Here is a 13,551-nt window from a genome sequence, read left to right on the forward strand (position 1 = left end):
TGGACCGCCCGCGCGGCCACAGCCCCTGCCCGGCCTGAGCCACGGGTTTGCGCGAATCACAAAATAGATTCCGGAAGTACTTCGACGCGTTGTCCGCCAAGGACTTCGCCACGGTAGCCGGCATGTTCGCCGACGACATCGTCTGGCACCAGCCTGGCGACAACCGCTTCCCCGGCACCCGTCGCGGCGCCGCGGCGGTGGACCAGGACGGCATCGACCTGCTGCGGGTCGAGGGCGATCGGATCGCCGAGGTGTGGCTGTTCTCATCCGACCCGGCACAGGAAGACGCGTTCTGGGGCGCTGTCTGATCCGCGAGCGCGGTGGGTTGAAAAGTATGAAGTGCGCGGCGCCCGCGGATCGCAGCCGCCGGCAAAGGCGAGTGGAAATGCAGTGAAGGGCCTGGGGGTTTGTCCCCGGGCCCTTCACCACACATCCGGCAGCCGGCTTGCGGTCATGCCACGGTATTCTCGTGGGGTTCCATCCTCGATCCGGTCAGATGGGCTGGAACGTGACGCGGTTGCCGTCCTGCTTCCAGTTTCCGAAGAAGGCCCAGTTCCGGTGACCGCCGTCGCCCTTGCGGACGAAGTGGCCCGAGCCGTCGAACACCGCCCAGTGGTACATGGCCTTCTGGGCGAAGGGTTCCTTGCACGGCCTGGCCCTCGCCTCACCCTGGGCCACCACGCCGGTGAACTGGCTGTCGGCCCGGGCCCGATCCCGCCACACCATGATGTTGTGCTTCCCGTTGGGGTCCCAGCCCCTGAGTTCCTCCATCTTCTTGTCGAGGTGACAGGCGTCGATGTCCGCCGACGTGGCGGCTGAGGCGAGCGGGGCGGCCAGGCCGATCCCGGCGGTGAGGGCGGCCGCGGTGGCGGCGCCGGCGATGATGCGGTGCATGGTCTTCATGGCGCGGTGTCCTCCTCGTGTGCCCGGGTCAGGGCTTGCGGAACTTGACGGTGTTGCCGGTGCGGTCGAACCAGCCCCTGAAGCCCCAGTTCTCCCAGCCGCCCCTGCCCTGGTTGACGAACTCACCGGACTCGGCGATCCACAGCGCGTAACGGACGTTCCTGAACTCGAGGTTGGCGAACAGCCGCTTGCCGTTGAGGTTTTGCTTGTAGTCCTCGGAGAGGTTCATGATGACGACGTTGAACCGCCCGCCGCTCTTCTCGAAGGCGGCGTCCACTGCCTGCTTCACGAACTCGGACTTGAAGCGCGTCCTGATCTTGTTGATGGCGCTGGCGACCTGGACCCCGTTGGCCCCGTCGTCGAGGTGGACGCTGACCTTGGGCACGTGCTCGGCCTGAACCGCCAAGGTCGAGGCGGCGTCGGTGGTCTCCGCCTGCGCGGGCAGTGCCACGGCGCCGAGCAGCGGCAGCGTGACCAGGGGCAGGGCGGCGAACATGGTCTTGATCTTCATGGCAGTGTGCTCCTTCACGGTTGACGGAAAGTGACGCGACCACCGTCGCGGGTGAACCAGCCCTTGAAGCCCCAGTTGTCCGCGCCGCCGTCGCTGTTGTTGACGACCTGGCCGGAGCTGAAGACGATGACCCGGTAGGCGGGGTATCCGTCGGCGCTGACCTTGGCGTCGTAGACGAGGTCGTGCACGCTGAAGGTGTACTGGTGGCGGAACTTGATGACCAGGACGTTGTAGCGCTGCCCGGCCTCGTAGAAGGCGCCAAGCACAATGGACCTGACGTAGCCTTCGCGGTTGTCGTGCCGATCGACCGCATTGGTGATGATCCTGTTGAGCTGCGTGGTGAGTTTGATCGTGGTGTTGATGGCTTCGACCTTGACGCCCTTTGCCGCGCCGGCGGACACCGACCCGGTCGCGGCCGGCGCGGCCACCGCCGTCGTGGCTGGTAGGAGCAGCCCGCTGACCGCCGCGGCGCCGACCAGCACCGCGGTCAGCTGCTTGCGAATGGAACGCATCTTGACCTCCTTGTATCGCCTTTCCCAGCTGCTCTGCCGGGGGATTTCGACGGTCGCGCCGTCAGGAGAAAGTTTGCGCCCGGCCAGTGGCGTGGACTAGTCGCGGTCTTCGCTTTGCGCGGATTTCTGAGGTTCTTCCGCGACAACGTGGTGAGTGGCGAATGTGTGCCGTGGTGAATATCGCGCCCGTGCCGCCCACGAAATGTTTCATCCCTCGAACCACACCCGGCTGCCGACGCCGAGCATGACTCACTCGTTTGGCCTAGCATCGACAGGCGTCGCATCCACCCGCGGCGCCGCTGATCCGTCCTGCCGGTCCCCGCCGTGGACGGAGGTCGACATGGCGTCAGCACGCCGAGGCCGCGGTGGCCTGCCCGAGGCGATCGAGCCCATGCTCGCCAGCCCCGACGGCGGCACGCTCATCGATGACCCGCGGTTCGCCTACGAGTTCAAGTGGGACGGATACCGCGCGGTCATGCGGGTGGCCGGGGACGGCGAGACCGCGTTGACCAGCCGCAACGGCAAGGACTTCACCGCCGAGTTCCCTGAACTGACCACAGCCCTTGGCCCGGTGCTCACCGGGCGTCCGGCGGTGCTCGACGGCGAGATCGTCGCCCTCAACCAGCGCGGACATCCGGACTTCTCCCTGTTGCAGAACCGGCGTACCGGGCGGCTGCGCGGCATTGACGTCCGCTACTTCGCCTTTGACCTGCTCCAACTCGGCGACACCCGGCTACTGGCGGAGCCCTATGTCCGGCGGCGGCAGTTGCTGGCGGAACTGACACCGCCCAAGGGCTCCCGCTTCTCGATCACCCCGTACTACCTCCGCACCGACCTCGCCGAGCGCGGCATGACCCCGGTGGATCTGCTGGGCGTCGCCGCGGCGTCACACCTGGAAGGCTTGGTGGCCAAGGCCATCGACTCCCGCTACCTCCCCGGCGTGCGCAGCAAGGCCTGGCTGAAACATCCCTTGATCCAAACCCTGGAGGTCGTCATCGGCGGCTGGCAGGCCGGGCAGGGCCGCCGCGAGGGCACCCTCGGCGCGCTGCTGCTCGGCGCGCACGACCCGGCCACCGGGAACCTGGTCTACCTCGGCAACGTGGGCACCGGCTTCACCGACATCGCCCTGGACGACCTGCACCGCCGACTCCGGCCGCTCGCCCAGCCGAAGAGCCCCTTCGCCGAGGTGCCACGGGACCGGGCCCGACGCGCGCACTGGGTGCGGCCGGAGCTGGTCGGTGAGGTCGTCTACCGGCAGTTCACCCCCGGGGAGGGGCGGTTGCGGCACACCGCCTGGCGTGGCCTGCGACCGGAGCGGCGAATCGAGGAGGTCCTGCTGCCCCAAGGGTTGCGGCCGGAGCGGGAAGGGGAAGGCCGTGGCTGAGCAGCGGGTCACCGTGCAGGTCGGCAGCAGGCAGCTTCGACTGTCCAATTTGGACAAACAGTTGTATCCGGGGTTCAGCAAGGCACAGGTGATCGACTACTACACGCGGATCGCCCCGGTGCTGCTGCCGCACCTGGCCGGGCGTCCGGTGACCTTCATCCGTTTCCCCGAGGGCGGCACCGGGCCGAGCTTCTTCGAAAAGGACGTCTCCCGGCACGCCCCGGACTGGCTGCCCACCGCGGCCCTGCCCTCCAGCGGCTCCCGCGGCAACGGCGAGATCATCCACTACCCGCTGCTGAAGGACCTGCCCGCGCTGGTGTGGGCGGCCAACCTCGCCGCCCTCGAACTCCACGTTCCACAATGGACACTCCGCCGGGACGGGACCCGCGCCGCGCCGGACCGGCTGGTCTTCGACCTCGACCCAGGACCGGGCACCTCGATCGTGGAGTGCTGCCGCATCGCCGAGCGGCTGCGCGAGATCCTGCTCGCCGACGGCCTGACCCCGGTGGCCAAGACCTCCGGCTCCAAGGGTTTGCAGTTGTACTGCGGGGTGCGCACCCGGACGCCGGAGCGGACTTCGGCCTACGCCAAGGCACTGGCCGAACAACTCGCCCAGGAAACCCCGCAGCTGGTCACCGCGAAGATGACCAAAGCCCTGCGCGGCGGGCGGGTGCTCATCGACTGGAGCCAGAACAACCCGGCCAAGACCACCGTCGCCCCGTACTCCCTGCGCGGGCGGGCGCGGCCGACGGTGTCCACGCCGGTCACCTGGGCCGAGGTCCAGGACTGCCGTCATGTCGAGGACCTGGTCTTCACCGCCGATCAGGTCCTGGACCGTATCGCCGAGTCAGGTGACCTGTTCGTCGGTCTCGCCGGCACCCGCGCGGTCCTGCCGGCGCGCTGAGGCGGTGTTCAGTCGCGGCCGTGCCAGTCCAGGCACACCACCATCGCGTCGTCCTCGGCCACGGTGATCTGGGTCGGGTTGCGGTATCCGACCAGCTCCTGCAGCAACGACCGCGGCACGTGGGTGGCCGGTAGCAGCCGGGTGGCGGCGATGGCTTTGGCCAGCGCGCGCTCGCCGTAGCGCTCGCCCTGCTGGGAAGCCACGTCGTAGACGCCGTCGGTGACGAACACCAGGCGGTCACCGGCTGCCAGCTCGAAGTGCTGGCTGACGTACGGGGTGCCGTCGAACATGCCCAGCGGCAGCTGGGCCTCGAACTCCACCGGGCGCACCTCACCGCCACGCATCCGCCACAGCCGCGGCGAGCCCGCGTCGACCACCTCGGCCCGGCCGTCGGCCAGGTTCAGCCGGACCAGCAGGGCGGCCACGTGCTTCGCGCCGTGGTACTGGCCGAAGATCGCCTGGTCGGCCAGCATCGCCTGGTCGGCCAGGGGAATGCCGGCGCGGCGGGCGTTGCGCAGGGCGTTGATGGCCAGGTTGGTCAGCAGCGCGGCGTCGATGCCCTCGCCCATGCCGTTGGACACGGTCAGGGTGAGGTGGTCGGCGGAGGCGGACCAGTCGAAGTTGTCGCCGTGCACCGCGTAGGCCGGTTCCAGCTGCGCGCCGAGGGAGAACTCCGGCCGCGCGCAGGCCCGGCCCGGCAGCAGCTGCCACTGCATCTCCGCGGCCAGGGTCAGCCGCTCGGCCCGGCGGGCCTGCACGTACAGGTCGGTGTCGCGTTCGGCCACGGTGATCTCGTGCGCCAGCACGCCGGCCAGCTCGGCCAGCGTGGCCACCAGCTCGGGCTCGGGCGGTTGCGGCAGTGCGACGCACAGCACGCCGAGCCGGTCGCCGCGCACGCTCACCGGCAGATAGATCGAGATGGTGCCGTCCTCGTGCTGCTCCAGGTGTGGTTCCTGCGCGCCGAAGGCCCGGCCGGGCTCGGTGTTGTGCACCGGCACCGGGGTGTTGGTGTAGGGCAGCACGGACACCGGTTGCAGCCGCATGAGCCCGTAGTCGGCCATCAGCAGCTGCACCCCGGTCGCCTCCGTCGAGGTGGCGAGTGCTTTGTGCAGTACGTCGAGCAGCTCGTGCGGCGCCGCGGCGCGCAGCAGCCGTTCCACCGCCGGGTAGTCGACCACCGTGGCCCCGTTCCTCATCCTGGCCGCGAAGGCGGCGGGAGGACAGCAAATCACAGAAGATGAGACAGTGGAGGCATGACCCCGTCCGATGCTCTGACCGAGGTGACGGAGCTGCTGGAGGTGCTCTGGGAACGCGGTGGCGCCCCGTCGCCCGCGCCGCTGTCGGTGTCCCAGCTGCGGGCGCTGTACGTGCTGGAACGCGCCGATTGCCTGAACCTCCGCGAACTGGGCGAGGCGCTGGGCTCCACACCGCCCTCGATCAGCCGGTTGTGCGACCGGTTGCAGGCGGTCGGTTTTGTCGCGCGGACACCGAGCTCGGTCAGCAGGCGTGAGGTGGAGCTGCGCATCACCGAGAGCGGACTCGCCTATCTGAGTGAACTTCGAGCGCAACGGCGGGCGCAGCTGGCCGAGGTGCTCGAAGCGATGCCGGCCGCCGCCAAGCGGTCCCTGCACGCGGGGCTCACCCAGTTCCTCGCGGCTGCCGACAAAGTCACCGGAACCAGGTTTATCGCCCCCCTGGAACGGGGAACCGAGACCGCGTAACCGCTGCCCGTGTGATCGCCGGGAGCGATTGTCCTCCTCTCGCCAGGTCGGCTAACATTTGTCATGAGACAATAGTTTGTCCGGTGAACGGAAGGTGAGAGGGGAACCACTGGTGGTGGCCAACGACGGTGACGCGGCCCGCGACCTACTGAGCCAGGTGCTCTCCGGCAATGACGCCGAGGTGGTCAGTCGCTGGGTGGAGCTGCAGGTCGAGCGCGGTGAGCAACCGCCACGGCTGCACGAGGCCGACCTGCGCGCGGAAGCCGTCGCGATGCTCGACGGACTGCGCACCGGCATGGCCTCCCCGCTGCCGCTGCCCGAGGTGGTCAGGGCGCACGAGCCGCTGCGGGAGGCGCTGGTCGACCTGTCCCTGCGCCGGGCCCGCACCGGCACACCGCCCGCGGACACCGCGATGGCCGTGCTCGCGCTCAAGGAGGTGGTGCAGGAACAGGCGGCCCGGCTCACCGCCGATCCCGGCACGCTGCTCGCGGTGGCCGGTGAGATCAACCGGCTGCTGGACGCGGCCGCGGTGCTGACCTTCCAGGCCTACGTGGAAGGCCGGGAGGAGATCATCCGCTCCCAGCACCAGCAGATGCTGGAGCTGTCCACCCCGGTGGTGCGGCTGTGGCGGCACGTGCTGGCCGTGCCGCTGATCGGCACCCTGGACAGCACCCGCACCCAGGTGGTGATGAACGGCCTGCTGGAGGCCATCCAGGCGCACGAGGCCAGGGTCGCGATCATCGACATCACCGGTGTGCCGATGGTGGACACCGTGGTCGCCCAGCACCTGCTGCAGACCGTCAGCGCGGTCCGGCTGATGGGCGCGGACTGCCTGATCAGCGGCATCCGGCCGACCATCGCGCAGACCATCACCCAGCTGGGCATCGACCTGTCCGCCATCGTCACCAGGGCCACCCTGGCCGACGCGCTGGCCGACGCGATCCGGATGACCGGCGACGAGCCGGTGCGGTCATGAGCGCGCCGCGCTCCGGCGTGCCCATCCTGCGGCTGGGCGACATCCTGCTGACCGGGCTGCTGGAGGACCTCGACGACGCGGCCGCGCTGCGGTTCACCGGCGAGCTCACCGACCGGATCGCCGCCGAGGGAATCCGCGGCGTGGTCATCGACATCTCCCGGCTGGAGCTGCTCGACTCCTTCGCCGCCCGCCTGCTGATGGAGCTGGCGGGCACCGGCAAGCTGCTCGGCGCCCGGATGATCGTGGCGGGCATGCGGCCCGCGGTGGCCATCACGCTCTCCGAGCTCGGGCTGCAGCTCACCGGAGTGGAGACCGCGCTGGACGCCGAGGCCGCGATGGTCCGGCTGGGCTGGCAGCGAGCGCGGCGCCATGCTTCGTGACCAGACCTCGCCGGCCCCGGCCGCCGAGACGCACCCGATCCGCGCCGAGCACGACCTGCTGCGCACCCGGCACGCGGTGCGCGCGGCCGCGGTGGCCGCCGGCTTCGACCTGATCGGCCAGACCAAGATCGTCACCGCGGCCAGTGAGCTGGTGCGCAACGCCTACATCCACGGTGGCGGCGGTTCGCTGGTGGTGGAACAGGTGCGCTCGCTGACCGGCAGGCGCGGGCTGCGGCTGACCGTGCGCGACTCCGGCCCCGGCATTCCCGACCTGGACTCGGCTTTCGCCGACGGTTACAGCACCGGACCGGGACTGGGCCACGGGCTCGGCGGCGCCCGGCGGCTGGTGGACGAGTTCCACCTGGACACCGCCGCAGGCGCCGGGACCACGGTGACGGTGACCAGGTGGGCCACGTGATCAAGACCGCCGAGCAGCCCACCCAGTGCTTCCGGGTGGACCACGCCAGCGCGGTGCACGGGATCGCCAAGGCCGCCCGCGCCGCCGCCGTGGCGGCCGGGCTGCCGGGGGCGATGCCGGAGCAGGCCGCGGTGATCGCCTCGGAGCTGGGCAGCAACCTGGACAAGCACGCCCGCGACGGGGTGATGGCGGTGCAGCCGCTGCTGCTCGGGCACGGCATCGAGATCCTGGCCGCGGACGCCGGGCCGGGCATGGCCGACCTGGCGCGCTGCCTGGTGGACGGGCACTCCACCACCGGAACGCTCGGCGCCGGGCTTGGCGCCATCCGGCGGATGGCCACCGAGCTGCACCTGCACTCCGAGCCCGGCACGGGCACGGTGGCGGCGGCGCGACTGGTCCACCCGGCCGGAACCTCGTTGCCGCACAAGGACTTCGGTTACGTCCGGGTGCCCGCCGACGGCGAACGGGCCTGCGGCGACGGGCTGGCCTTGCACCGGACGGGCGAGGGCTGGACCGCGTTGCTGGTCGACGGCCTCGGCCACGGACCGGCCGCGGCCGAGGCCGCCGAAGAGGCCGTGCTGACCTTCCGGCGCGACCCCGAGCTGCCACCGGTGCGGCTGCTCACCGCGCTGCACCACCGGCTGCGGCTGACCAGGGGAGCCGCGGCCGCGGTGCTCAGGGTGGCCGGCGCGCGGGCGGAGTTCTGCGGGGTGGGCAACATCCGGGGGCTGGTGCTCGGCGACGGCCCGCGGCGCAGCCTGCTCAGCAGGCCGGGTGTGGTCGGCCTGCACCTGATCACCCCGCAGGTCACCGCCGTCGACCTGAGCCTCGGCGGCACGGTGGTGCTGCACAGCGACGGCTTGGACGCCACGGCGGCGCTGCTGGACACCGTGGGGCCAGTGCGGTTGCCGCCCGCGCTGCTGGCCACCGGGCTGGCCCACCGGCACCGGCAGCTCCGCGACGACGCCACGGTCCTCATCGCCAGGGCGCGGGAAGGAGCCGGATGAACAGGGACACCTCACCCACCCTCGACCTGAGCCAGCTCAAGGCGAGCTTGCGCGCGCGGTGCGCCGAACACGGCGTGCCGGTGGAGACCAGGGCCCGGCTGGTGCTGGCGGTCGCGCTGCTGGCCGGGCCGGTGTTCGCGGCCGGGCAGCCGGTGCGGGTGACCGAGGAGGTCGACCCGAGCGGCCCCCTGCTGGTGATCACCTTGCGGCTGCCGGAGAACACCCCGGTCGCGGGCGCGGACCTGCCGCTGGTGCCCGAGCCCGGCGGCCCCGGCGTGGCGGTGTGGCGGATCCCGGTGCCACAGGTGCCGCCCGCGCCGGACTACCCGGCCGAGACCGCGGCCGAACAGGAGCTGGCCGCCGTGCTGGCCCGCCTCGACGGCCTGGAACGCGAGCAGTGGGAGCTCAAGCACGAGCTGGCCGAGACCAACAGCGGCGTGCTGGCCATGTACGTGCAGCTGGAGGAGCGCGACGAACAGCTGCGCCGCTCGCACGCGCAGATCTTCCAGCAGCTGGAGGACGCGCTGCGCCCGCCGCCGCCGGTGGTGCCGGGCGTGGACCTGGCCGTGCACTACACCCCGGCCGAGGCGGACGCGCCCACCGGCGGCGACCTCTACGACTGGTTCGTGCTGCCCGACGGCAGCCTGCACATCACCGTGGTGGACGCGGTCGGCCACGGCGTGGCCAGTACCCGCAACGCCCTGCACGTCACGCACGCGGTGCGCACGCTGACCCTGGAGGGCTACCCGCTGGGGGAGCTGGTCGAGCGGACCGCGACCGCCCTGCGGATCACCGACCCGCGCCTGATGGCCACCGTGCTGCTGGCCCGCCTCGACCCGCGCACCGGCAGGCTGGAACTGGCCAACGGCAGCCACCCACCGGCCCTGCTGGTGCGCGCCGGCGGCGGCGCCGAGTACCTCACCGTGCCCGGCCGGGGCGTGGGTTTCCCGCTGCCGGGCAGTTTTGAGGTGCGCACCGAGACCCTGGCCGAGGGCGACCTGCTGCTGTTGCACACCGACGGGCTGACCGAATGCCGCGGCGACGCCGAGGAGGGCGAGGCCCGCCTGCTGGCCGCGGCCGAGGCGCACGCGGCGCTGCCGGTGGGGGAGCTGACCGAGACCGTGGTGGCCGGGCTGCGCACCGTGGTCACCCACACCGACGACACCCTGCTGCTGGCCGCCCGCTACCGCCCGGCGCCATCGGCCCGGTGACCGAGGGGGCAGCACACCGGGTCCACTGTTACCTGCCCACGATCTTGCCCGTTCCCGCACAACCACCTACCCGTTGCTGTTCGCCCTGCGGTCCGGGTCGGCGGGAAGTTACCCGCCGCAAGTGTCCACTATGGACGGACCGCGGGACCGTCAGGTGATCGGAAGTCGCAGCCGGAGCTGGAAACCGCCGTCGGCCGTGGGACCCGCGTGGATCCGGCCGTCCAGCAGCGCGGCCCGCTCCTGCAGGCCGATCAGCCCGTGGCGGGCGCTGGGCAGGGTGAGCGCGGGCCGGGTGGGCGGGGTGTTGGTGACGGTGATGGTCAGGTCGGTGTCGTCGTGGCTGAACTCCACCGTGGCCTGTGCGCCCGGGGCGTGCTTGCGCACGTTGGTCAGCGCCTCCTGGATGGTGCGGTAGATGGCCCGCTGCACCGGCGCCTCCACACCGGGCGGCGCGCTGCCGACCAGCCTGGTGTCGATGCCGCTGTTGTCGATGAGGCGTTCCAGGTCGGTCAGCGTGGGCTGGGGCGCGAGCTCGGTGGCCGGGGTGCCGGAGGCGCGCAGCAGGTTGACCATGTGCCGCAGCTCGTCGAGGGTGTTCACCGACAGCGTGCGGATGTGCTCCACCGCCTCCCGCACGGTGGGATCGGGGGTGCTCACCGTGACCACCGCGGCCTGCACCGCGATCAGGCTGACCTGGTGGGAGACGACGTCGTGCATCTCGCGGGCCAGCTGGTTGCGTTCCTTGGTCAGGATCACCTGGGCGTCCAGCTGCCGCTCGTGCTCCCTGGCCTCCTTGACCTCGGCCAGCCGCAGCGCCAGCTCGCGGCGGGTGTGCAGGAACCGGCCGAGCAGGATCGGCGCGCCCGCCGTCATCGTGGAGTAGATGATGTCGAGCACCAGGTCCGGGATCGGGATCGGCATGCCGGGCTCGGAGAGCGGGAAGACCAGGCTGACCGCCGCGGCCAGTCCGCAGCCGCCGAGCAGCCACCAGCTCCGGTGCCGGGCGGCCACCGTGTAGAGGGTGACGATCACCGGGATGATCGCGCCCAGCAGCACCACGGCAGGCAGCGCCAGCACGAAGGCGGGCAGCGGCCAGCGGCGGCGCACCACGAGCACGAGCACGGCGGCGGCGCCGAACGCGGCGGCCGAGCTCGACTCGGTGATCCCGGTGATGGCCGCCTCGACCGCGGCGACCGCCAGCACGGCGGTGTCGGTCAGCCAGCGGGGCAGCCGTGGTGTCATGGTTTTCGCTCCCCGTCGGCGAGCAGTCCGGCGCGCTCGGCCACCAGCGCCGCCTGCACCCTGCTGCCCACCCGCAGCTTGGTCAGGATGGCGCTGACGTGGTCCTTCACCGTGCCGACGCTGACGTGGATCCGGGCGCCGATCTCGGTGTTGGACAGTCCCTCCGCGATCAGCACGAGCACCCCGCGCTCCCGCTCGGTGAGCTGTTCGGCGCGCGCCACGGCCTCGCCGTCCGCGCTGCCACCAAGACGGCCCTCCACCACCGTGCGGGTGACCTTCGAGGAGAGCACCACCCCGCCCGCGGCGAGGGTGCGGACCATCTGGGCGAGCTGAGCGGGCGCGGTGTCCTTGAGGATGAAGCCGGCCGCGCCGGAGCGCAGTGCCGTGACGATGTACTCGTCGGAGTCGAACGTGGTCAGCATGGCGACCACGGGCGGGGGTTTGAGGCCCTGGAGCTGGCGCAGCACGGTGAGCCCGTCCACGTCGGCCATCCGGATGTCCAGCAGCACCACGTCGGGCCGGTGCAGGCTCACCTCGCGCACCGCCCGCTGCCCGGTCGCGGTGGCGACGACCTCGATGTCCCCGGCCGCCTGGAGGATGAGCCGGAAGCCGGAGCGCACCAGCTCCTCGTCGTCCACGACGACCACCCGAATCATGCCACGCTCCTTTGTGGATCCTGTGTCCGTCCAGTGTGGTCACTACCGGCCTCCGGTGGCCACCCGGGGCCGGGCCAGGGCGGCGCGGCAGGCGAGTTTCGGGGGAGGGGCCCGCCCGCCGCGCCGGTTCTTGGGGTGGCTAGGACTGTCTGCGGCCGTAGGTGCCGGCCAGCAGGCTCACGCCACCGGCGGCGAGCCCGATCTGGATGAACAGCTCGATCCAGTCGATGCCCCTGGTGTCACCGACACCGAGCGCGTTGGCGATGACCGTGCCGAGCAACGCCGCGCCGATGCCGATGCCGATGGTCAGCCAGATCGGGATGCGCTGCCTGCCGGGCACGAGCAGCCTGCCCAGCGCGCCGATGAGCAGGCCGACGATGAGTGCGCTGACAATTCCGGAAATGGCCATGGTCGCTCCTTTGTGGTCAGTTGGGTCACTCGTCGTCGCCGCCGAAGATCTCCCCGGCGACCTCGCCGAGCACCACGCCGCCGACCACACCGGCCGCACCGGCGGCGAGCATGCCGCCCATGCCCGGCCCGCGCTGCTGCCGGCCGGGGTGGTCGTGTCCCTGGTGAGCGCCGTAGCCGGGCTGGCCGTACGCCGGCTGGCCGCCGAAAGCCGGGTTGTGCGCCACGGGCTGGCCGCCGAAAGCCGGGTTGTGGCCGCCGTGCCCACCGCCGAAGGCCGGGTTCACCTGGCGGCGCTCGGCGGCCTGGGCGAGCCACCCGGAGATCAGCGAGGCCCAGTCGGTGACCTGCGCTTCCTGGTGCGAGAGCCGGAACTGGCCGAAGGTGTCGCCGCCGGAGGAGAACACGCCGCCGCGCTGGTCGGCGGCCAGCAGGACGCACAGCTCGTGCGGACCGGCCACGAAGGTCAGCTCGACCTCCTCGACCCGGCCCGCGTACTGCGCGGGGGAGGCGAACCGGAGTGTCTGGCGGAAGCCCAGCTCCTGGGCCACGCCGGGCACCCGGCCCGCTTCGACGCCGGTGCCGCGGAAGGAGAACCCGAGCTGCCCGAACGCGTCCAGCACCTTGTTCTGCGCGGGCAGCGGGCCGACCTGCACCGGGTCGAGGTCACCCTTGTCCGGCGCGCCCGCGATCACCAGCTCGGTGCGCACCCCCACGGCCATCCGCGGCAGCGGCGAGCCGCCGACCGCGGTGATCGGCGTCTCCCACGGCAGCGGCAGCTGGAACGGGATGGCGACCAGCTCACCCGCCGGCACGCGCACGCCCTGCCGCACCACCAGCCGGGAGAACTCGGCGGTGCCGCCGTCACCGTGCTCGCCCTCGGCCTCGATGACCAGCGACAGCACCACCTGGCCGATCTCGGCGTCCGAGGAGCCGCCCTGGACGCGCACCTGCCCGGTCACCGCCTGTCCTGGCACGGCGTACGGGGAGTCCAGCACGGTGTCGACGGAGGGGCCACCGATACCGAAGGCGCTCAGCATCCGGTTGAACATGAACAGTCTCCTTCAGGAAGTGTGGAACGGCGCTGACTTCGGTTTCCCGTTGGTGCGCATCGCCTGTGTCATGTGGACCAGCCTCGCTGGCGGCACCGGTCAGCACCATCTGTCAGGCGTCCGGAACAACCCCCCGACTGGCTGGATGACACCCCGCCAGGTGGCGGACTGTCTGATGTGGACAGTGCGGCCAGATCGACATGTCCTGTGGTCCAGCCAGGTGACGGGGTAACGCCAGCCAGGTCGGGGATGGTGAGGCCGGGGGC

Annotated in this window: 17 protein-coding genes; 9 read left to right on the plus strand and 8 right to left on the minus strand. The window is 71.4% G+C overall.

Going from position 1 to position 13,551, the window contains the following annotated elements:
• The first annotated feature begins 47 nt into the window (after positions 1–47).
• Positions 48–308: a nuclear transport factor 2 family protein gene (locus ACWDY5_RS25940; protein ID WP_449724766.1), complete on the plus strand. Its 261-nt coding sequence runs from the start codon at positions 48–50 to the stop codon at positions 306–308.
• Positions 309–492: 184 nt separating this feature from the next.
• On the opposite strand, the gene ACWDY5_RS25945 is transcribed toward ACWDY5_RS25940, so the two are convergent.
• Genes ACWDY5_RS25945 through ACWDY5_RS25955 form a run of 3 tightly spaced genes read right to left on the minus strand, consistent with a single transcriptional unit; the run spans position 493 to position 1,926 of the window.
• Positions 493–903 (minus strand): hypothetical protein, encoded by a 411-nt coding sequence (locus ACWDY5_RS25945; RefSeq protein WP_449724767.1) that lies wholly within the window; start codon positions 901–903, stop codon positions 493–495.
• 28 nt (positions 904–931) lie between these two features.
• Positions 932–1,414, minus strand: a complete 483-nt coding sequence (locus tag ACWDY5_RS25950; RefSeq protein WP_449724768.1) for a hypothetical protein — start codon at positions 1,412–1,414, stop codon at positions 932–934.
• Between the two features lie 14 nt (positions 1,415–1,428).
• Positions 1,429–1,926: a hypothetical protein gene (locus tag ACWDY5_RS25955; RefSeq protein WP_449724769.1), complete on the minus strand. Its 498-nt coding sequence runs from the start codon at positions 1,924–1,926 to the stop codon at positions 1,429–1,431.
• Between the two features lie 340 nt (positions 1,927–2,266).
• On the opposite strand from ACWDY5_RS25955, the gene ligD (ACWDY5_RS25960) reads away from it, so the two are divergent.
• Positions 2,267–3,310 (plus strand): non-homologous end-joining DNA ligase, encoded by a 1,044-nt coding sequence (gene ligD / locus ACWDY5_RS25960; protein ID WP_449724770.1) that lies wholly within the window; start codon positions 2,267–2,269, stop codon positions 3,308–3,310.
• On the plus strand, positions 3,303–4,214 hold the full coding sequence (gene ligD, locus ACWDY5_RS25965; protein WP_449724771.1) for a non-homologous end-joining DNA ligase: 912 nt from the start codon (positions 3,303–3,305) through the stop codon (positions 4,212–4,214). The genes ligD (ACWDY5_RS25960) and ligD (ACWDY5_RS25965) overlap by 8 nt, the downstream gene beginning before the upstream one ends.
• A gap of 8 nt (positions 4,215–4,222) precedes the next feature.
• On the opposite strand, the gene ACWDY5_RS25970 is transcribed toward ligD (ACWDY5_RS25965), so the two are convergent.
• On the minus strand, positions 4,223–5,410 hold the full coding sequence (locus tag ACWDY5_RS25970; protein ID WP_449724772.1) for a PP2C family protein-serine/threonine phosphatase: 1,188 nt from the start codon (positions 5,408–5,410) through the stop codon (positions 4,223–4,225).
• A 57-nt stretch (positions 5,411–5,467) separates the two neighbouring features.
• On the opposite strand from ACWDY5_RS25970, the gene ACWDY5_RS25975 reads away from it, so the two are divergent.
• The 6 genes from ACWDY5_RS25975 to ACWDY5_RS26000 all read left to right on the plus strand — a co-directional run bounded on the left by ACWDY5_RS25975 (position 5,468) and on the right by ACWDY5_RS26000 (position 9,927).
• On the plus strand, positions 5,468–5,935 hold the full coding sequence (locus tag ACWDY5_RS25975) for a MarR family winged helix-turn-helix transcriptional regulator (RefSeq protein WP_449724773.1): 468 nt from the start codon (positions 5,468–5,470) through the stop codon (positions 5,933–5,935).
• A gap of 94 nt (positions 5,936–6,029) precedes the next feature.
• Positions 6,030–6,911, plus strand: coding sequence for an STAS domain-containing protein (locus tag ACWDY5_RS25980; RefSeq protein ID WP_449724774.1), 882 nt, complete (start codon positions 6,030–6,032; stop codon positions 6,909–6,911).
• Positions 6,908–7,291 (plus strand): STAS domain-containing protein, encoded by a 384-nt coding sequence (locus ACWDY5_RS25985; RefSeq protein WP_449724775.1) that lies wholly within the window; start codon positions 6,908–6,910, stop codon positions 7,289–7,291. The genes ACWDY5_RS25980 and ACWDY5_RS25985 overlap by 4 nt, the downstream gene beginning before the upstream one ends.
• Positions 7,281–7,709: an ATP-binding protein gene (locus tag ACWDY5_RS25990; RefSeq protein WP_449724776.1), complete on the plus strand. Its 429-nt coding sequence runs from the start codon at positions 7,281–7,283 to the stop codon at positions 7,707–7,709. The genes ACWDY5_RS25985 and ACWDY5_RS25990 overlap by 11 nt, the downstream gene beginning before the upstream one ends.
• Positions 7,706–8,716, plus strand: a complete 1,011-nt coding sequence (locus ACWDY5_RS25995) for a SpoIIE family protein phosphatase (RefSeq protein ID WP_449724777.1) — start codon at positions 7,706–7,708, stop codon at positions 8,714–8,716. Before ACWDY5_RS25990 ends, ACWDY5_RS25995 begins: the two co-directional genes overlap by 4 nt.
• Entirely contained in the window at positions 8,713–9,927 is a 1,215-nt protein-coding gene (locus tag ACWDY5_RS26000; protein WP_449724778.1) for a PP2C family protein-serine/threonine phosphatase, read from the plus strand. The genes ACWDY5_RS25995 and ACWDY5_RS26000 overlap by 4 nt, the downstream gene beginning before the upstream one ends.
• A gap of 150 nt (positions 9,928–10,077) precedes the next feature.
• Here ACWDY5_RS26000 and ACWDY5_RS26005 read toward each other — a convergent pair whose 3' ends face one another.
• From ACWDY5_RS26005 to ACWDY5_RS26020, 4 genes are all read right to left on the minus strand, one after another.
• The gene (locus ACWDY5_RS26005) at positions 10,078–11,169 is read right to left on the minus strand and encodes a sensor histidine kinase (RefSeq protein WP_449724779.1); all 1,092 of its coding nucleotides are present in this window, start codon (positions 11,167–11,169) and stop codon (positions 10,078–10,080) included.
• Positions 11,166–11,825, minus strand: a complete 660-nt coding sequence (locus ACWDY5_RS26010) for a response regulator (protein WP_449724780.1) — start codon at positions 11,823–11,825, stop codon at positions 11,166–11,168. The genes ACWDY5_RS26005 and ACWDY5_RS26010 overlap by 4 nt, the downstream gene beginning before the upstream one ends.
• Positions 11,826–11,964: 139 nt before the next feature.
• The gene (locus tag ACWDY5_RS26015) at positions 11,965–12,234 is read right to left on the minus strand and encodes a GlsB/YeaQ/YmgE family stress response membrane protein (RefSeq protein WP_449724781.1); all 270 of its coding nucleotides are present in this window, start codon (positions 12,232–12,234) and stop codon (positions 11,965–11,967) included.
• Between the two features lie 25 nt (positions 12,235–12,259).
• Positions 12,260–13,285 carry a sporulation protein gene (locus ACWDY5_RS26020; RefSeq protein WP_449724782.1) on the minus strand — a complete coding sequence of 342 codons (1,026 nt, stop codon included), beginning with the start codon at positions 13,283–13,285 and terminating at the stop codon, positions 12,260–12,262.
• Positions 13,286–13,551 lie beyond the last annotated feature (266 nt).

It is taken from the genome of Crossiella sp. NPDC003009 (assembly GCF_053591555.1).